A 15,059-nucleotide genomic window follows, 5' to 3' on the forward strand; every position below is an offset into this window, starting at 1 on the left:
ACATGGCCGGCGAGGCGTAAACCTCGCCGGGTCCAGATCGACGCCTCAGCGCCCCTTCATATATTCGTTGAGATCGAAGGAGGCGGCGTTCGCCTTGGTGATGACGGCAAAACCATTGTCCATCGAAGGCACCTGCATCGGGTTGAAGCCGGAGACCTTGTAGTCGTTGAACGGGTCGATCAGGTCCGAATGAGCACCAAGAAACGTGTTCATGAAACCCATGAAGCCCTGAACCCCCTGATTGGGATTGATGGCCATATAGATATTACCCTGCTTGATGTGTTCCAGCGTTGCCGGCGTGATATCCGCATGCAGGATCAGGACCTTCTTTTTTGCCTCGAGAACGGCGGTCGTCGCACCTTCAGCCGAACCGGCCTCAGGGATCCACAATGCACCGAGATTGGGATTGGCCTGCAGTAGTGCGGCGGTTGCCTGATAAGCGACGTTTGCATCCTGGTTGGTCGCTTGCCGGCCAACGAGCTTCATCTGCGGATAAGTCCGCCCCATATAGTCTATGAGGGCGGTAACGCGCAGATCATGGTTGCTTTGGCCCGGATTTTCCAGAACGGCGTATTCGCCTTTTTCGCCAAGCTTCTTGACGATTTCGTCAGCCGCAAACTTCGCCTCTGCGACATTGTCCGAGGTAATATAGGCGGTGCGCTTCGACTTCGGAGAATCGGCGGCAAAAGTGGTGACGGATACACCTGAGGCGATCGCCTTGTTGATCGGCTCGATGAAAGGATCGGCCTGCATCGGGTGCAGGAGAACGCCTTTCGGCTTCTTCACCAGCTCCTGCTCGAAGGACGCGATCTGCTTTGTGATGTCATATTCCGGCGTGCCGGTGAAAACAGCTTCGCAGCCGAGCGCCTTGGCGGCCTGCTTGAACCCTTCAAATACCGGAACCCAATAGGGATGGCTGGAAACCATGACATTCATCACATAGGTTTCGCCGGGTTCACAGGCAAACTTGCCTGCGGCGGCGGCCGGCGAACCGGCGCCAGCCGCAAACGCCACGGCCAATACACCCGCGGCGACGGTCGATTTCAGAAAAGCCAACATATTCCCCTCCCAAGGATAATGACTTGTCGCGCAATAAATTTTAGTCTCTGTAATTTATTGCATACTGATGGCATAGCTGGAAAAACTGGAGACGTCAACGACATTGAATTTTATTCTTCAATGCGAAATTTATTGCAAACATACCCCGCCACCGCAGTGACTTGAAGCTCATGCGCAGGAGAAAGCCAGCAGCGACAGAAATCGCTTCCGAGGAAAAAGGGCTTGGCTGAAGGAGAAACGAAAAAAGGGTTTCTGACTGCTCAGAAACCCTTTTATGAATTCGGATGGTGGGCGTGACAGGGATTGAACCTGTGACCCCTACGATGTCAACTTTCGGCCCCCGATGGAAAGTCCCGCATTTCTGGGACATATCCGCTTCGTAAACTGCCATTTCAGGTCTCACGTTCCGTCTGTGTTCCGATTTCCAGGTTCGCTGAACCTGAGGAGCACTTCGTAAATCGGGCCGTTGATATCGTTATCAAACTGCTTTCATTACCGGGTCAGAGGTTCGATACCTTGGGGCCGGGTCATTGCTTTTCATGTCCAAGGTCTGCGCCAGGTCGCGCAGATGCTCGGGAGAGTACCGGGCATATACCTTTTCCGTGATGCGGCTATTGGAGTGTCCAAGGAACTGCGCAATCCTCGTCATGCTGTGTCCGTCCTCTGCGAGCCACACCGCGGCCGAGTGCCGAAGCATGTGCGGCGACACGTCGTCCAGATATGCAGCCTTGGCCGCAGCCTTCAGCCCCTTCTTGATCGACTTCACCGGTACGCCGGCCCACTCGATGACAAAAGGTGAAAGGGCGGCGTCCTTTGCCTCCTTCAACGCTTCCATCAGTGTGTCGTTCATCGGCACGGTTGCCCTGCCCTTTCGTCGGGACTGATCGAACGGATTGTGCAGCTGGATAAGCCGCCGCTGAAAATCTACTCGATCCCAGGTCAACTCAAGCGCCGCTGCGTTTCTGGCGCCGGTACCGATCATCAGCAGGATTGCAAGCTTGATGTGGGGCACCTTGGCGCGTTCCATCAGCCGCATGACTTCGATACGCGTCAGATATCCATCCTTCGGATCCGGCTTCGGTGGCCGCTCGATATGCGGCGCGCGATCGATAAGGCCGTTCTTCATCGACCAGACCAGAACCGTTCTCAGGTGGCCTAGCTCGGTGTAGATGGTGCCATCCTGAATTCCCGCCTTTCGGCGCTCCTCAGTATGAGCACGGCAATCCAGCACGGTAACGGCTGTGCCTTCCATGGGCCCGAAGCGGGCTTCCAGCGCCTTCCATGTGAACCCCATGGTTCCGACAACTGCCCTCCCCTCCTTCTCGACGCAATACGCCTTCCAGAGATCGGCAATCGTCGTTCCCTTGGGCCGTATCAGTTCCGCGTATCGAGACGCGGCGCGGCGGGACGCCTCTTTCTGGTCTGTTGTGCCAAGTCGATAACGTCGGCGGATTCCTCCGGCTTCGTCCCATGTAACGCAGAATTCCCCGTTGAGCCGGGTAAGTCTCCATTCTGGCATTCGTATGCCTCCACGTCTTCCTGTCTGATCCTGAGGAGCTTTCCGCCAAGACGGAAAGACGGTAGCGCCCCGCTCGCACATAGCTTGCGGATATGACGTGCCGAGCATTCCCAACGTTCGGCTAGTGCCTCTGGGGTAAAAGGTCGGTTCATCCGTCGTTCTCCCCGTTATTCGACTTATCCACAGGGGCTGTCGCGCCGCCGCTATTGTCGCGTGGTTCGCCAACCGCAGCTTCCCATCCAGCTTGGAAGCCGGCGATATAAAGACCGTCGGTTTCCATCTCTACAAGCTTACGTTTGAGTTCAGCGTTCTCGCGCCTTTGCTCTTCCGCATCGGCATGCGTCGGGTCCGTCTGCCGTAGGAACGTTGCGTGCGCGCGTATCGCCTTCATGGCGCGCTTCTTCCAGCGCTTTGCCTTCACCGCTTTACCGAACCACTCCAAGGGCGGTTTGTTGGCGGAAGCCTCGGCGCGGTCGATCTGGACGGCGATATAGTTTATTTCCTGCGCAAGCTTCTCGATCGCGTGGGTACAAGAAATCAGGTCTGGAAGGTCACAAACCCGCTTGCCCGGTTCGATTTCAATTTCGAGCGGTTTGATAAATGTGGCGGTGCCATCCGGGGCGTTCTGCTTTCGATACCGCTTCATGCTTTGCCCTCCATCTCATCGAACGCCTTGTGCGCTTCGGTGATTTCCCGAATGGCAGAATCCGCAAGGAGGTGAAGCGCGCAATAATCCTTCGGCTTTTCGTTGCCGCCATCGAAGGCGGTATCGATCAGCCTTTTCATGGCGTGGATGAAGCTTTCGGCCGCGCCGGCCGCATCGTCAAATTTGGTGCGGGGATCGCTCATGCGGAAGCCCTCCTGATTTCGGCAATTTCCTTGATGAGATCGGCCGCAAGGCTTGCGCGCTTTTCACCGCAGTAGTTTTCTTCGATGAAGCACGCCTTACGCAGCACATCGTCTATGGTGGCGACTTTGAATGCCAAGACTTCTTCGACCAGATCGCAGCGAAGCTCATCGAGCTCGTTTGAGCGATCGGACGCTTCAGCGTAACCACTTGGACCGGCCCAATCGTCCCATATCTTTTGGCGCTCCGCATATAGGGCGAGAACGGCTTTCCGGTCAGCGTCATTGCGAGCGAGGCGCCTGTCGCGCTCTGCGACGTTTTTTTCCGATGCAGGGGCCGGGTTCCCTTCACCATCAACCGCGAAGAATTCCAACCACTTGTTTATCCTGCCGTCTTCTTCATCAAAGACGGCCTCGATAGCTGGGCGGCAGTAGTATTCCTGCGTGCGCATCGGCCACAGATGACGCCCAAACTCTCTCGCTTTAACCATAGGCCATTCAGGCTTGCCCGGCAGATCGAGAAGACTGTTTTCGAATTCGATCGCTAACTCAGCCTCTACGTCCGCTTTCATGTAGGCGTCGATCAGGACTTGAAGTGCCGAAGGCTCCATCTGCGCGGCTGTAACAGCCGCAGAGGTCGCAGCCGTCGCTGGAATCGCGGCGACAGCTAAACCACCAAGGAAGGTTCTACGGGTCGTTTTCATTCCGGTGCTCCTTCCAGATAAAGGAGGGCGGCGCGCGTCATGGCGGTGAGGCTGTCGGAGCAGGAGAACGCATCGCATTCGTCAAGTGCATGGCGAAGGGCAGCGATTGCGCCTTCCCGTGTGGTGCAGGGCTTGTCCCACGTGTCGATCACCTCCATAGGCGGGCCGTAGGTTTTTGCGATAACCGCTTCTTCGCCGCCGTGCTGATCAAAGTTCGCACTGCCAATAGCTTCAAAAGCCTTGTTGCCGTCGTTGTATGCTTGAAGAGCTGCGACAACGGGGTCTGGTTCATGGCTTCGATCAAAGCGGATACTGCGGAACCAGTAACCGCGAACATCGCCGGCAGGATAGACCATCGCCATGAACTGGCCGTTGGCCCACTGCGGCAAGGCTTCGGAAAGCTCGATCGCCAGACGCTCGACACGATCAACGGGAAGTTCTTTTTCTCGTGCTTCCAGAAAATCCAGCACCCCCTTTACGAGCGTGACGGTGATTTCAGAGCCGCTGAAATCTTCGTTCTCCTTCGCGGCGAGGCGCATGGCATCCAGAACGCCAGCATAGGAGGTAAGCTTTGCAGTGCTCTCCACGAACGCTTCCACAGCCGCGTGCAGTTCAGCCTCCTCGGGGGTGTCCTCAAGAGGGCCGTCGCAGCTGTTCGCCGCTGCCAAGGCTGCGTTATGGCGGGCAATCATCTGTTCAAGGGTAACTTCGGGCATGGCTTCGCCAGCGGCCGGAATCGTGTTCGGCATTGTCATTCTCCAAATTGTTAGGGTGGAGATCGGCGCACCGTGCGCGCCGGTCGCTGGTTATTCTTTGTCGCTGGTCTTTTTGATCAGGCGGAAGCGGCCCTTGATGTAAGGGTGTGTGCACATAGTGGGTGTCACCTGAACGCATTCATCAACGAACCGGCGGAAAACCGTGTTCACTTCGCGCTGGTAATACCCCACATTGACGCTGCCTTCGGCGTTTTCGTGGGTGTTCCGAACAGCGAACTTCGGGCTAAGGCCGTAGGGCGTGCAGTCAATCACCTGATTTACGATTTCCGCCGACAATCCGTATTCGTCGTGAATGCGAGCACGCAAATAGGTGATCAGTTCACCGTTTAACGGAACCTTCGGCAGGATCGTCAGCGCCTGCTTGATCTGCTCAACTTCAGCGCCGATTGCAGCAATGGCCACGTTCTGCTGAGCCTGCATTTTTTGTGCGTCGGCCAGCATCGTGAAAGCGGTGGCAAAAGCTTCTGCGGTGGTAGGGATGCGCGGCTCTGCCAAAGCAGCCTCCATCTCACGCATCCGGCGAACCACACGAAGCCGAAGCTCTGCGCTGTAGCTAAGAAGCAGCGTTTCAGTGTGGTCACGATCGAGAACATATTCCGTCTGCTCTCGGTTCATGCTGTCCCGGTAGATGCGTCCAAAATTGGACACATCTTCACCAAGCTCAACCATCGTCTTTTCGATATCACGCTTGACATGCTGGTGTTGCTTGCCGGTCAGGTCCGCGATTTCGCGGCTTGTCATGGTCACGCCTTTACCACTGGCAAGGGTCGTGGTATTCATCAGTCCGTCCATATAAGCCTCCTATGACTTAGGACATTCGATTTCCGCGCTGCGAACGCGGCAGTCATTTCAGAAATCGGCCATTTGATTGAAGCTCGAACTTCAGTCGGTGGCCGTTTTCATTTCCGCTTTCAGTCCGCATTCGATCAGCTGGCGTATTGCCTTGCCGCGCGACCAGATCCTTTTTGACAAGCGGTACTCGTCAACCTTTTCCAGTAGGCTTTCCTCCATCATCAGCGGTACTCGCTGATCAGTCGGTTCCCTTTTCATGGCGTGCTCCGTTTTTGTATTATCTTGCACAAGAAAACGTTAACCCTGTTTCGAAGTGGCGTCAAACGTTTTCTTGCACAAGTTAATCACTCATGTATAAAAACGGGTATGGCTAGACCGAAGAAACCAGTTGATGAACTCAAAGACCAGCGCGTCCCGATCATGATGTCGGAAGACGAACTGAAGGCGATTGATGATTGGCGGTTCGAAAACCGCATCGCTTCGCGCGGGGAGGCGATACGACGCCTCTGCCAGATCGGTCTCAAGGCTGACGAAGCATCTGGGCCAATGTTCAAACTGGTGAAGGATGCTGCGCGAAATCGTATTGCCGCGATGGAACGTCTATCGAAACTTTTGGACAGAGGCCCACTTTTCCTTTCGAGACGGGCAATGATCGAGTTTGCCGGTGAATCTGGGCGGGCGGCCTTAGATGACGCCAGAAAGCTGCTCGAAGGGATGATGCGACTAAGTGAGCCTTTGGTGAAAATAAAGGACGCCGAGACGATCAAGCAGGCTCTTATTGAGGCAAAAACCTCGGACGAGCAAATGGACGCCCGGTTGAAGAAGATACAAGAGATAGCCGACAAGGAACGCTGACGCATCACGCCCCACCCTTCTTCTGATCGACCAGAGCCACGGCTGTCTTAATTGCTTCGCTGTCGATCGTATCTTCTACCATCCGCCACCATTCCTCATCGCATTGCATTTCAGCACGGGTCACGGCGTCGATAACGACCATGTCAGGCGTTCCGGGAAAAAGCCTGCTGACGATGGCGTAGCGCTCGGTAGCGCCCGCGCCGGCCTTGATCGCATCATATGCGGCCTTGGCCATGGTGTTCACCACATCTTCCCGAAGCTGGCGGTTAACCATGGCGATATCTCCGTATCGCCGTCGCCAGCCGGCGCTTTGCATTCTTCTCGGCCGACTGGGCATCGGTGAGAAGCGCGTATTCGCTTTCGGTCGCGCCCATCATGATATCCCACGCTGCGGAATCGGTTTCGACGTGATCAATTCCGTTGGCTTCCTTCCACCGGTCGTATGCAGCGTTGAGGTTTTCTCGGGCTTCTTTCCGGGCGGTTTCGCGGTCGCTGACTTCGATCGCCCTTTCAGCGATCGCAAGCAGTTCTGAAATCGAGGCGATGTCGGTCATGAGCGCTTGCCCTGCAGTTTCGAGATGGTCGCGATGTCGACCGTATCGAAGTAGGCTTCCAAGCAAGGGATGATATCCTCCTGGCTGATCTTCATCCCGGCGTTGATTGCCGCGAAAACCTTCTCGCCAATGGCTGCTTGCGCCATTTTATAGATACCCTGCTCAGCGGCGTAACGCTGTTCTTCGACAGTGAAGCCGACAGCTTCCATCAGTGCGTCGTATTGATCCTTGTCGCTAGGATCGATGCCTTCGAAATTGACGCCGTTTTTGAATGCGGCATCAATCTTCGCCTCAATGGAGGCGTCCAAAATCGGATTCGGGGAAAAGTCCGTCATTGCGTCCTCATGTTCTAATTGGAGGGGGAGCCGATATCGTTCGGCCCGGACGGATTACTTCGAGAACCTGCCCGCCAAGAAGCCGACGACGATCAGCAGAAAGCTGGTGACGAAGTCCAACGCGGCGGAGAGGATTGTGAACTGCAGCAGGATAATCACCCCTGCTGTCGTTGCCAGGGCGATGCCCTTAAACGACCTGATCAAATCAGACATCGTAGTTTGCGAGGTTAAGGCCGAGCGTCGAAGCAATCTTCGCCAGCACTTCGCGTTCCTTGGCGTCGATGCCACCATGGTCGGCCACGTCCAGCGCCGACAGCAAGACCGTTTCGCCCATGTCATGGTCGGCCTTGATGTCTTCGATTTCCTTGTAGAGGCCGGCGCGACCGACGCGGCCACCCTGCGCACGCTTCAGCATGGCGTCGGCGGTGCGTTCGATTTCGGCGGTCTTGAAGGCTGCGGAAAGCTGGGCATTGGACGAAATGGCGCTGATCGTCTGTCCGACTTCGGCGTCGGAAATGTCACCATCAGCGGCGGCAACAAGGGCGCTCGCGGCGCAGACTGCCTCAAGGAAATCCTTGCGACCGCTGTACTTGTTGACCGAGCCGGAAAGCTTCTCTTTCAGTTTTGCGAACATGTAGTGTCCTCGTTCGGGTTAATCGCACGGCGATTTGCCGCTGCGAACGAGGCAACTATCCGTCAAACGGAATTTTTGCGCAAGAGGATTATCTGTTTCACGGATAAAATATAAATGTTGACGAGCGCATTGCCTTAGAATATCCGCGCGCCGACGTTGCGCGCGTGCTTATTTTCCGCCTAGCCAGATATTTTTCGCAGCGTCGGGGCGTGCCTGACTGTTCCACGAGGCAGAACGGCGAATATTTCCCCGATCCATTCTAGCCGCACATCCTCGATCGGCGCCGCATTGAAAGACATAAGGGTTATTGGGCTGCCTTTAACCACTGTTTTCAGAAAACGCCGCCCGTCCGCCGTTCTGACGGCTGCGTCTTCGCCATAAAAATATTCTAGCGGCTTCCTTTGTTCGCGGTAGCAAACGATGACATAGCCATCTTTGTAAACTGGAAGCATGCTCGCGCCCCGAACTTCAAAGGCTATCATGTCGGCAGGCAGATCGAACGGAATTACGATTTGGTCGAGCCCTTCCGGCGGAATCTGCTCGAAATCAGGCATAATCTCAGCGCCAGCGCCGATATAACCTACGAGCGGCACAACGTTGTCGCCGCCCACTTCTTCGCGATAGAGGGCATTGATCTCCTCCGCTCGCTTGCTCTCTGGTTCCACGCCCGAAACCCACCGGGCGACAGATGATTGTGACACGCCCAAGTGTTCAGCGAGCTTGGACTGGTTCCAGTGCTTGAGGCGAAGGATCGCCTTAACCTTTTCAATTGTTTTCATAATTTTCCTTATATCCGCTTTACGGATGAAAATAAATAGCATCAAACGGATATGCTTAATTGACAGTTTAATCCGTTTGACGGATAACTTGGAATTATGAACCCAATCAAATTCATCCGGACCCACATTCTGAAGGTCAACCAGGCAGAGCTTGGGAAGATCATCAACTCCGCTCAGGCGGCAGTTTCGCGATTGGAGACTGGCGAGGTATCGCCAAATCTCGAACAGATCAGGCTCATCCGGGGCGAGGTTAAGCGCCGCGCCTTGAGTTGGGACAATGAGTGGCTTTTCGGCGCAATACCTGAAGACGCTCAGAACAACCGGAGGATCAGGTCATGACGCCTCACCCCTCCCTCGAAGAACAACAGGCCGCATTCCAGCGATACGCCGAAGCCGTCCGGAAGGTTGAGAAGACCTTGGACTTTGACGACGGGCGCGCTGCAAAGGATGCATGGATTGCCTTCCTGAACCTTTATCTTCCTTCGGAACGGAAAATCCAGACGCGGAAAATCCCCGGTACCAACGTCGCAATTTTCCCCGTGCATCGCGCCGGCTTGTAACTATGGAAAACAAGCCGCGCCATTCGCATGCCGAAATGGTCGACGGTCTGGAAAAGATGATCACGGCGAAAGCCGGATGGATCGAGACCTTTTCGACTGGCCCGAAAAAGCGGCCAGACCACGAAATTGAAATTCAACAGAAGCATTTGAGCGTGTTGCGTCAGGCCGTCGAGGATTATCGGCGCGCGGCGAACCGCCCTCGTTGAAGGCGATGATATGTCGATACTGAAACTTTCCCAGATACGAACTGATGGCGGCACACAATCCCGCGCAACTCTGAATGACCATGTGGCCGATGAATATGCCGAACTGATGCGTGCTGGCACGGTCTTTCCGCCACTCGTCGTTTTTTACGACGGATCAGATTATTGGCTGGCTGATGGTTTCCATCGTTACGAGGCCCTACATCTGGCCGAATTGAATGAGGTCGATGTTGATGTTCGTCAAGGGGCGCGCCGTGACGCGATCCTTTACAGCGTTGGCGCCAATGCCTCGCACGGACTGCGCCGCACCAACGAAGACAAGCGCCGTGCGGTATCGACCCTTTTGCAGGATGCAGAGTGGTCCAAGTGGAGCGACCGAGAAATTGCCAGACGGGCTGGCGTCCATCACGAGATGGTCGGCAAGTTGCGAACCGATGTATCTGGCGGAAACCGCCAGATAGAGACCGTCCGCACGGTAGAGCGCAACGGCACAACGTATCAGCAAAACACGGCGGCGATAGGAAAGGCCGAGCCGCCTGTCATTACCGCGGATGAAGATGCCGTCGAAGGCTATGATCCCTTTGCAATCCACAGCACCCGCGAGCGCATCCGCGACGAACTGCCGGATTCCATCAAGCAGATTGAGGCGACGAAAGAGGCGGCGCGCACGTCGCGTAAGGTTGATGCTGACGATCTCGTTGCACGCGTCGAAGAACTGGAAGAATCGCAGCGTGTCCTCGAAGCGGATTATGCGGCGGTGCTGGCCGAAAACAAATCTTTCGAGGCTATGCGCGTCCAGTTCGAAAAGGGCGGCTTTGCTGAAGTCATCGCCGGCAAGGACGAGGAAATCAGCGTCCTGAAAACCCGCCTTTACAGCGAAAGTCAGACCGCCGCCGAGTGGCGACGAAAATGCAATTTCTGGAAAGATCAGGCGAAAAAGCTCGGATGGCGTGATGAACGCTTCGAAGGCCAAACCGAAGCGCTGCCCGATGACGATGCCTTTTATGCTGTCGTCAATGGGGAGTGATCCACATGGACCTCTTTTCCTCCCCGGCCTTCGTTGATGAGGCGCGCGCAAAAGAAATCGTTCTTCGCGGGTATCAGGTCGACGCCGTCAATCAATTGCGCCGATCTGCCGCCACTGGTGCGCGCCGGTTGATCCTTGCCGCGCCGACGGGCTCGGGAAAGACTGAAATCGGCGCGCATATGATCCAGCTGAACCAGAAGAAGCTTTCCACGGCGTGGTTTATCGTGGACCGCGTTACGCTTGTCGACCAGACCAGCCAGCGCTTTTTCTCTTACGGTATTGATCACGGGATTATCCAGGGCGGCAATCGGCTGACGGATTACTCCAAGCCGGTGCAGATCGTCAGCGCGCAAACACTGGCGCGCCGGTCAATTCGGAAGCTTCCCGATCTCATCATCGTGGACGAGGCTCATTGCGAATATCAGTCTGTTCTCGACCTGATCGAAGAAGCCGGATCGGCGCGCGTTGTCGGGCTGACGGCCACGCCTTTCACTTCTGGTATGGCTGATCATTGGGACGGGATTGTCAATGTTACCACCGTCAACAAGCTGATCGGTGAAGGCTATCTTGTGCCGCTGAAAATCAAGGCATGCGTGTCGCCCGACATGAAGGGCGCGAAGAAGAAATTCAACGGCGAATACGAAGAAGAAGAAGCCGGACAGCGCGGAATCACCATCGTTGGCGATGTCGTTCATACATGGATTTCGCAGACGCGTGCCATGTTCGGCGGCCCGGTGAAAACCATCGTCTTCTCGCCTTCGGTGGCGCACGGTGCCGAGCTCTGCCGCCAGTTTGCGGACGCTGGGTTTAACTTCCAGCAAATTTCCTATCTCGACAAGTCCGATACCGACAGGGACGCGAAAATCCGTGAGTTTCGCAAACCGGACAGTTCGATTGACGGCCTCGTGTCGTGCGCCGTGCTGACGAAAGGCTTTGACGTTCCCGACGTTCTTTGCGGGATATCCTGCCGACCTTATGCAAAATCGTTTTCCAGCCACATTCAGGAGATGGGCCGCGTCATGCGAAGCTCACCTGATACCGGCAAAACATTCGGCCTCTGGCTCGACCACTCCGGCAATTGCATCTCGTTCGCTGACGATACCGCCTGGCTGTATGAATATGGCGTCGACAGTCTTTCCGACGCGCAGAAGAAGGACAGCGAGCCGCGAGAGCCAACGGAGAAGGCGAAGAAGAAACACTTCTGCGGACAGTGTGGAATGCAGATCGAGCCGATGGCAGTTTCGTGCGCGGCGTGCGGCTGGGAGCGGCCGAACAGCAATACCATTCAGGTTGTCCAAGGAGAGCTTATTGATTTCGAGGTTTCCGCCAAAACGTCATTTCAGCCGCGGAAAGGTCTGCGTGCTGAGTGCCTGAGCGATCCGAAATCTATCTGGAATGCTGCGTTGGCCTACTGCATGTCCAACACCCGAAAGGGCGAGGACGCGGCAAGAAAATGGGCTTATGGCATTTGGGCCGGGATATACCCGTCGAGCAAGCTTCCCTATGGCCTTTTTGATGTGGCCTGCCGACCGAACGATGTCGCTCCGGATGCATGGAACCTTATCGACCGAGAGGTGAGACGCTTTCGCAAGGGCTCCAAGTCGTCAAGGAGCGCTGCATGACGGTCGATGACGCAATCACCTCTGCATGTTCTTCCGTGGGCATCAAGCCGCCGCAGGGAACCCGCTACGGCGTCTGGATGAAAACCGACACCCTTTCTGGCGCAAACGGCCGGGGCGACGGTCGCGTGATGGTCAACGAAAGATCGGTCACCGCCTATAACTGGCAGACCGGCGAAAAGGTGTCGGTCAGCCTGAACGACGGTACCGAGAAGATCGACCGCCGCGAAGTGAAGCGTAAAGTCGAACAAGAGGACCGGAAAAGGAAGGAGCGCGCCGCCAGGGCTGCCCAGATCGCAAATGATATGGTTCAGGCAGCAACGTTGCGGACCCACGCCTATCTCGCCCTGAAGGGCTTTCCCGAAGAGAAGGCGCTGGTTCTCGATGTAGCCGCGATCCGGCATATCGGCGGTGATTACCTCGTCGATCCCGGCGAGCAAGAGGCAATTATCATTCCCGCGCGCGCCGGCAACCAGATACGCAGCGCCCAGCTTATATTCGAGCAAGGGCGCAAAAAGTTCCTTTACGGAGGGGAAACAGCCGGGACAAGCCACAGGATCGCCGTAGGGCGTGATTGCTGGCATTGTGAGGGGTTCGCAACGGGCCTGTCGTTGCGCTCCGCGTTTTCCTCTTTTGGCTATAAGGCGACGATTCTGTGCTGCTTCTCGGCAAGCAATGTCGAGGTGGTGTCACGCACTGCCCAGGGCCGCCCGTTCATCGCGGCCGACAACGACAAACCGCAACCCCAATTCAAAGGCCTTGGAACTGGCCAGTATTTCGCGGAGCGCAGCGGCGTGCGCTTCGTCATGCCTCCAACGATCGGAGAAGATTTCAACGACATGCATCAGCGCGAGGGATTATTCGCCGTCCAACGCCTGATTTGCGATTTCCTGAAAGGAGCGCGCCGATGAGGCCACACGATGAGGTTTACTGGATCCCGATACTGCCCTCAGAAATGAGGGAAAGACTTAAAACCCTGCCCGCCAATAAGCGGCAATGGCCAAAAGCTTTCTTGGACGATTACAAGAGGCTGCATTCTGAGTTTACCAAAGCCAAAGCGGCTTTTATCGAGGTGGCCCGACGAGACCGCGACACACGTATGTCGCCGCGCGCGTTCAAGGCACTGTCGTTTCTTATCGACTGCTTGAACTTCGATACCGGACGGTGCGATCCGTCGCAGCAAACGATAGCTGATGAAGTCGGTGTTCATGTCGCAACGGCGGAACGTGTCATTCAAAAGCTAAAGGCCGCCGGCTGGATCGAAATATACCGACGCGGCGCGACCAGCACCAATTTTTACCGAATAGGCGCTCCGAAGGCGAAGATCGACGCCATCAAGGACGACGCAGAGGCGCGGCGCCAGGTTCGGAAATCGGCTTGGGAGGCACTGAACCTCTTGAAAAGTGACCCCGCAAAAATGCGGGATCACTCGGCAAACCACCCCGCAAAAATGCGGGATCATGAACCCGCAAAAATGATGGATCATGACCCCGCAAAAATGCGGGACAAACCTTTGAAGGGAACCTCTGAAGCTGAACCTCTGAACGAGTCTTCTTTCGACCATGGTAGAGAGGGTACGTATAAGGGTGAGGCATACTCATCTTCGGAGACAGAGGAAAAAACTTCCGCCACGATCATTACGCCCGACTTCACTCGGAAGAGGATCGCGTGATGATTGATGATCCGAACGACCGCAAAAAATGGAATGAAGCCTTCGAGCTGGTTTACAAGCGCGGCATCGTCAATGGCTTGAAACAAGCCGCCGAGATAGCCGACGCCTTTGCCGATGAGAACTTCTCTATGGCGCACGACACGATCATGCTTGATCCGGTTATCGGCCGTCGTGGCGAGACCTTGACAAAGGCTGATTTCGAAAAAAGCGAATCCCTGATTATTGACGGCTGCGTGCATTCTTCGATGGCGCACGCGGCCCAGAACATTGCCGAAGCAATTCGTTCGAAGGCAACGGAGTTGGCGTCATGACCGAAGTTCCTACCGATATCATCGACACGGCCGAGAAATTCACCACGGCGTTCTATCAAGGTGAGCGCGGCCATTCTCGCGACCAGTTCAAAAACAGCGTGGCGGCGATGATTGATAATGAGCGCAAGCGCTGCACATCGATTGTCAGGCTGCTGCCTCTCGGTCCCTTCCAGACCGTTGATGAAGCCGTAAAGGCTGCCGAAACGCAGGTGTTGATAGCGGACGCAGTTGAAAAAGCGGGGTGGACGCCATGATCCTGTTCGAAATCATCAAAACCCGTATCGCGCTGTCGCGCCGCATCAAATTGCTGGAAGCAACTTTGAGAGACACGCAGTGCCCGCGCCCCGCGAATGGACAGCCTTGGGACCAGTGTGCCGGGGAGTGCATCGAAGCTGGCTTATGCGGCTGCCACGTCGGCCATGCGCTTGAGCAATCGAATATGGAGGATTTGAACCGATGACTGTTTTAAAAACTCCATGGGACGGGCACTGGATGTATGGCGATTACATCGGCTTCCTTCACCACGCACTTGGCCAGAAATTCTACGTAGACGCCTATCGGAAGGCTAGCGGGAACAATTGGACGCCTGCCACGTCTGCGGCTGAAAAGTTGGCCGACCATGCCACCGGTGCCGATCTGGCATTTCTTCAAGGTTTCTCTGACTGGATCGCAACAAACATTTTCGGAACGCCGGATGATGTCTTCGGAAATCATCCATTTGCAAACGGGGAGACAGTGCATTGAACGAGCCCGTAAACAAAGACGCCACCTGGTACGGCGTTCGCATCATTCCCGGAAGTTGCATGGAGATTGA

The 15,059-nt window shown here is 55.7% G+C and carries 26 protein-coding genes and 1 pseudogene; 12 read left to right on the forward strand and 15 right to left on the reverse strand.

All coding sequences use genetic code 11. The features are described from left to right. Positions 1 to 45: 45 nt before the first annotated feature. The 9 genes and pseudogenes from EGT36_RS21240 to EGT36_RS30595 all read right to left on the reverse strand — a co-directional run bounded on the left by EGT36_RS21240 (position 46) and on the right by EGT36_RS30595 (position 5,954). Positions 46 to 1,059, reverse strand: coding sequence for a substrate-binding domain-containing protein (locus EGT36_RS21240; RefSeq protein ID WP_035207370.1), 1,014 nt, complete (start codon positions 1,057 to 1,059; stop codon positions 46 to 48). Between the two features lie 478 nt (positions 1,060 to 1,537). Further along, positions 1,538 to 2,578, reverse strand: a complete 1,041-nt coding sequence (locus tag EGT36_RS21245; RefSeq protein WP_286084271.1) for a tyrosine-type recombinase/integrase — start codon at positions 2,576 to 2,578, stop codon at positions 1,538 to 1,540. 14 nt (positions 2,579 to 2,592) lie between these two features. After that, a pseudogene (locus EGT36_RS31350) lies at positions 2,593 to 2,730 on the reverse strand (hypothetical protein); the annotation flags it as partial. Next, entirely contained in the window at positions 2,727 to 3,224 is a 498-nt protein-coding gene (locus EGT36_RS21255) for a hypothetical protein (RefSeq protein WP_125271019.1), read from the reverse strand. The pseudogene EGT36_RS31350 and the gene EGT36_RS21255, both read right to left, overlap by 4 nt. Continuing rightward, positions 3,221 to 3,427 (reverse strand): hypothetical protein, encoded by a 207-nt coding sequence (locus EGT36_RS21260; protein ID WP_125271020.1) that lies wholly within the window; start codon positions 3,425 to 3,427, stop codon positions 3,221 to 3,223. Before EGT36_RS21260 ends, EGT36_RS21255 begins: the two co-directional genes overlap by 4 nt. Then, positions 3,424 to 4,128 (reverse strand): hypothetical protein, encoded by a 705-nt coding sequence (locus EGT36_RS21265; protein ID WP_125271021.1) that lies wholly within the window; start codon positions 4,126 to 4,128, stop codon positions 3,424 to 3,426. The genes EGT36_RS21260 and EGT36_RS21265 overlap by 4 nt, the downstream gene beginning before the upstream one ends. Continuing rightward, positions 4,125 to 4,877: a hypothetical protein gene (locus EGT36_RS21270; protein WP_125271022.1), complete on the reverse strand. Its 753-nt coding sequence runs from the start codon at positions 4,875 to 4,877 to the stop codon at positions 4,125 to 4,127. Before EGT36_RS21270 ends, EGT36_RS21265 begins: the two co-directional genes overlap by 4 nt. Before the next feature lie 57 nt (positions 4,878 to 4,934). Beyond that, a complete protein-coding gene (locus EGT36_RS21275; protein ID WP_210211236.1) occupies positions 4,935 to 5,696 on the reverse strand; it encodes a Rha family transcriptional regulator in 762 nt (253 codons plus the stop codon). Between the two features lie 90 nt (positions 5,697 to 5,786). After that, positions 5,787 to 5,954 (reverse strand): hypothetical protein, encoded by a 168-nt coding sequence (locus tag EGT36_RS30595; protein WP_172965688.1) that lies wholly within the window; start codon positions 5,952 to 5,954, stop codon positions 5,787 to 5,789. Between the two features lie 108 nt (positions 5,955 to 6,062). On the opposite strand from EGT36_RS30595, the gene EGT36_RS21280 reads away from it, so the two are divergent. Then, entirely contained in the window at positions 6,063 to 6,551 is a 489-nt protein-coding gene (locus EGT36_RS21280) for a hypothetical protein (protein ID WP_125271023.1), read from the forward strand. A 4-nt stretch (positions 6,552 to 6,555) separates the two neighbouring features. Here the strand turns inward: EGT36_RS21280 and EGT36_RS21285 are convergent, their stop codons facing one another. The 6 genes from EGT36_RS21285 to EGT36_RS21305 all read right to left on the reverse strand — a co-directional run bounded on the left by EGT36_RS21285 (position 6,556) and on the right by EGT36_RS21305 (position 8,895). After that, complete coding sequence (locus EGT36_RS21285) at positions 6,556 to 6,825, reverse strand: hypothetical protein (protein ID WP_125271024.1); 270 nt, start codon at positions 6,823 to 6,825, stop codon at positions 6,556 to 6,558. Beyond that, on the reverse strand, positions 6,818 to 7,105 hold the full coding sequence (locus EGT36_RS21290; protein ID WP_125271025.1) for a hypothetical protein: 288 nt from the start codon (positions 7,103 to 7,105) through the stop codon (positions 6,818 to 6,820). Before EGT36_RS21290 ends, EGT36_RS21285 begins: the two co-directional genes overlap by 8 nt. Continuing rightward, positions 7,102 to 7,440 carry a hypothetical protein gene (locus EGT36_RS21295; protein WP_125271026.1) on the reverse strand — a complete coding sequence of 113 codons (339 nt, stop codon included), beginning with the start codon at positions 7,438 to 7,440 and terminating at the stop codon, positions 7,102 to 7,104. Before EGT36_RS21295 ends, EGT36_RS21290 begins: the two co-directional genes overlap by 4 nt. A gap of 54 nt (positions 7,441 to 7,494) precedes the next feature. Continuing rightward, positions 7,495 to 7,653, reverse strand: a complete 159-nt coding sequence (locus tag EGT36_RS30600) for a hypothetical protein (RefSeq protein ID WP_172965689.1) — start codon at positions 7,651 to 7,653, stop codon at positions 7,495 to 7,497. Continuing rightward, on the reverse strand, positions 7,646 to 8,074 hold the full coding sequence (locus EGT36_RS21300; protein WP_125271027.1) for a tellurite resistance TerB family protein: 429 nt from the start codon (positions 8,072 to 8,074) through the stop codon (positions 7,646 to 7,648). The genes EGT36_RS30600 and EGT36_RS21300 overlap by 8 nt, the downstream gene beginning before the upstream one ends. A gap of 179 nt (positions 8,075 to 8,253) precedes the next feature. Next, positions 8,254 to 8,895 (reverse strand): LexA family transcriptional regulator, encoded by a 642-nt coding sequence (locus EGT36_RS21305; RefSeq protein WP_125271028.1) that lies wholly within the window; start codon positions 8,893 to 8,895, stop codon positions 8,254 to 8,256. Between the two features lie 54 nt (positions 8,896 to 8,949). Between EGT36_RS21305 and EGT36_RS31355 the strand changes: the two genes are divergently transcribed. Genes EGT36_RS31355 through EGT36_RS21360 form a run of 11 tightly spaced genes read left to right on the forward strand, consistent with a single transcriptional unit; the run spans position 8,950 to position 14,989 of the window. Next, positions 8,950 to 9,192 (forward strand): helix-turn-helix domain-containing protein, encoded by a 243-nt coding sequence (locus EGT36_RS31355; protein WP_353505581.1) that lies wholly within the window; start codon positions 8,950 to 8,952, stop codon positions 9,190 to 9,192. After that, on the forward strand, positions 9,189 to 9,413 hold the full coding sequence (locus EGT36_RS21315) for a hypothetical protein (RefSeq protein ID WP_125271029.1): 225 nt from the start codon (positions 9,189 to 9,191) through the stop codon (positions 9,411 to 9,413). The genes EGT36_RS31355 and EGT36_RS21315 overlap by 4 nt, the downstream gene beginning before the upstream one ends. A gap of 2 nt (positions 9,414 to 9,415) precedes the next feature. Next, positions 9,416 to 9,619 (forward strand): hypothetical protein, encoded by a 204-nt coding sequence (locus tag EGT36_RS21320; RefSeq protein ID WP_125271030.1) that lies wholly within the window; start codon positions 9,416 to 9,418, stop codon positions 9,617 to 9,619. A gap of 10 nt (positions 9,620 to 9,629) precedes the next feature. Then, positions 9,630 to 10,643 (forward strand): ParB N-terminal domain-containing protein, encoded by a 1,014-nt coding sequence (locus EGT36_RS21325; protein ID WP_125271031.1) that lies wholly within the window; start codon positions 9,630 to 9,632, stop codon positions 10,641 to 10,643. Between the two features lie 5 nt (positions 10,644 to 10,648). Then, positions 10,649 to 12,265, forward strand: coding sequence for a DEAD/DEAH box helicase (locus EGT36_RS21330; protein WP_125271032.1), 1,617 nt, complete (start codon positions 10,649 to 10,651; stop codon positions 12,263 to 12,265). After that, on the forward strand, positions 12,262 to 13,173 hold the full coding sequence (locus EGT36_RS21335; RefSeq protein ID WP_172965691.1) for a toprim domain-containing protein: 912 nt from the start codon (positions 12,262 to 12,264) through the stop codon (positions 13,171 to 13,173). The genes EGT36_RS21330 and EGT36_RS21335 overlap by 4 nt, the downstream gene beginning before the upstream one ends. Then, entirely contained in the window at positions 13,170 to 13,934 is a 765-nt protein-coding gene (locus EGT36_RS21340; protein ID WP_125271034.1) for a helix-turn-helix domain-containing protein, read from the forward strand. Before EGT36_RS21335 ends, EGT36_RS21340 begins: the two co-directional genes overlap by 4 nt. Beyond that, positions 13,934 to 14,245 carry a hypothetical protein gene (locus tag EGT36_RS21345; RefSeq protein ID WP_125271035.1) on the forward strand — a complete coding sequence of 104 codons (312 nt, stop codon included), beginning with the start codon at positions 13,934 to 13,936 and terminating at the stop codon, positions 14,243 to 14,245. Before EGT36_RS21340 ends, EGT36_RS21345 begins: the two co-directional genes overlap by 1 nt. Continuing rightward, positions 14,242 to 14,499 (forward strand): hypothetical protein, encoded by a 258-nt coding sequence (locus EGT36_RS21350; RefSeq protein WP_125271036.1) that lies wholly within the window; start codon positions 14,242 to 14,244, stop codon positions 14,497 to 14,499. The genes EGT36_RS21345 and EGT36_RS21350 overlap by 4 nt, the downstream gene beginning before the upstream one ends. Then, on the forward strand, positions 14,496 to 14,705 hold the full coding sequence (locus EGT36_RS21355) for a hypothetical protein (RefSeq protein ID WP_125271037.1): 210 nt from the start codon (positions 14,496 to 14,498) through the stop codon (positions 14,703 to 14,705). The genes EGT36_RS21350 and EGT36_RS21355 overlap by 4 nt, the downstream gene beginning before the upstream one ends. Continuing rightward, positions 14,702 to 14,989, forward strand: a complete 288-nt coding sequence (locus tag EGT36_RS21360) for a hypothetical protein (protein ID WP_125271038.1) — start codon at positions 14,702 to 14,704, stop codon at positions 14,987 to 14,989. Before EGT36_RS21355 ends, EGT36_RS21360 begins: the two co-directional genes overlap by 4 nt. Positions 14,990 to 15,059 lie beyond the last annotated feature (70 nt).

Origin of the sequence: Agrobacterium sp. FDAARGOS_525, from assembly GCF_003938925.1 — a bacterium.
GTDB classification, from domain to species: Bacteria; Pseudomonadota; Alphaproteobacteria; order Rhizobiales; family Rhizobiaceae; genus Agrobacterium; species Agrobacterium pusense.

Excerpts from the sequence above, each read along its gene's own strand:
- EGT36_RS21240 (WP_035207370.1), bottom strand. The coding sequence starts at position 1,059 with ATGTTGGCTTTTCTGAAATCGACCGTCGCCGCGGGTGTATTGGCCGTG.
- EGT36_RS21245 (WP_286084271.1), bottom strand. The coding sequence starts at position 2,578 with ATGCCAGAATGGAGACTTACCCGGCTCAACGGGGAATTCTGCGTTACA.
- EGT36_RS21255 (WP_125271019.1), bottom strand. The coding sequence starts at position 3,224 with ATGAAGCGGTATCGAAAGCAGAACGCCCCGGATGGCACCGCCACATTT.
- EGT36_RS21260 (WP_125271020.1), bottom strand. The coding sequence starts at position 3,427 with ATGAGCGATCCCCGCACCAAATTTGACGATGCGGCCGGCGCGGCCGAA.
- EGT36_RS21265 (WP_125271021.1), bottom strand. The coding sequence starts at position 4,128 with ATGAAAACGACCCGTAGAACCTTCCTTGGTGGTTTAGCTGTCGCCGCG.
- EGT36_RS21270 (WP_125271022.1), bottom strand. The coding sequence starts at position 4,877 with ATGCCGAACACGATTCCGGCCGCTGGCGAAGCCATGCCCGAAGTTACC.
- EGT36_RS21275 (WP_210211236.1), bottom strand. The coding sequence starts at position 5,696 with ATGGACGGACTGATGAATACCACGACCCTTGCCAGTGGTAAAGGCGTG.
- EGT36_RS30595 (WP_172965688.1), bottom strand. The coding sequence starts at position 5,954 with ATGAAAAGGGAACCGACTGATCAGCGAGTACCGCTGATGATGGAGGAA.
- EGT36_RS21280 (WP_125271023.1), top strand. The coding sequence starts at position 6,063 with ATGGCTAGACCGAAGAAACCAGTTGATGAACTCAAAGACCAGCGCGTC.
- EGT36_RS21285 (WP_125271024.1), bottom strand. The coding sequence starts at position 6,825 with ATGGTTAACCGCCAGCTTCGGGAAGATGTGGTGAACACCATGGCCAAG.
- EGT36_RS21290 (WP_125271025.1), bottom strand. The coding sequence starts at position 7,105 with ATGACCGACATCGCCTCGATTTCAGAACTGCTTGCGATCGCTGAAAGG.
- EGT36_RS21295 (WP_125271026.1), bottom strand. The coding sequence starts at position 7,440 with ATGACGGACTTTTCCCCGAATCCGATTTTGGACGCCTCCATTGAGGCG.
- EGT36_RS30600 (WP_172965689.1), bottom strand. The coding sequence starts at position 7,653 with ATGTCTGATTTGATCAGGTCGTTTAAGGGCATCGCCCTGGCAACGACA.
- EGT36_RS21300 (WP_125271027.1), bottom strand. The coding sequence starts at position 8,074 with ATGTTCGCAAAACTGAAAGAGAAGCTTTCCGGCTCGGTCAACAAGTAC.
- EGT36_RS21305 (WP_125271028.1), bottom strand. The coding sequence starts at position 8,895 with ATGCTATTTATTTTCATCCGTAAAGCGGATATAAGGAAAATTATGAAA.
- EGT36_RS31355 (WP_353505581.1), top strand. The coding sequence starts at position 8,950 with ATGAACCCAATCAAATTCATCCGGACCCACATTCTGAAGGTCAACCAG.
- EGT36_RS21315 (WP_125271029.1), top strand. The coding sequence starts at position 9,189 with ATGACGCCTCACCCCTCCCTCGAAGAACAACAGGCCGCATTCCAGCGA.
- EGT36_RS21320 (WP_125271030.1), top strand. The coding sequence starts at position 9,416 with ATGGAAAACAAGCCGCGCCATTCGCATGCCGAAATGGTCGACGGTCTG.
- EGT36_RS21325 (WP_125271031.1), top strand. The coding sequence starts at position 9,630 with ATGTCGATACTGAAACTTTCCCAGATACGAACTGATGGCGGCACACAA.
- EGT36_RS21330 (WP_125271032.1), top strand. The coding sequence starts at position 10,649 with ATGGACCTCTTTTCCTCCCCGGCCTTCGTTGATGAGGCGCGCGCAAAA.
- EGT36_RS21335 (WP_172965691.1), top strand. The coding sequence starts at position 12,262 with ATGACGGTCGATGACGCAATCACCTCTGCATGTTCTTCCGTGGGCATC.
- EGT36_RS21340 (WP_125271034.1), top strand. The coding sequence starts at position 13,170 with ATGAGGCCACACGATGAGGTTTACTGGATCCCGATACTGCCCTCAGAA.
- EGT36_RS21345 (WP_125271035.1), top strand. The coding sequence starts at position 13,934 with ATGATTGATGATCCGAACGACCGCAAAAAATGGAATGAAGCCTTCGAG.
- EGT36_RS21350 (WP_125271036.1), top strand. The coding sequence starts at position 14,242 with ATGACCGAAGTTCCTACCGATATCATCGACACGGCCGAGAAATTCACC.
- EGT36_RS21355 (WP_125271037.1), top strand. The coding sequence starts at position 14,496 with ATGATCCTGTTCGAAATCATCAAAACCCGTATCGCGCTGTCGCGCCGC.
- EGT36_RS21360 (WP_125271038.1), top strand. The coding sequence starts at position 14,702 with ATGACTGTTTTAAAAACTCCATGGGACGGGCACTGGATGTATGGCGAT.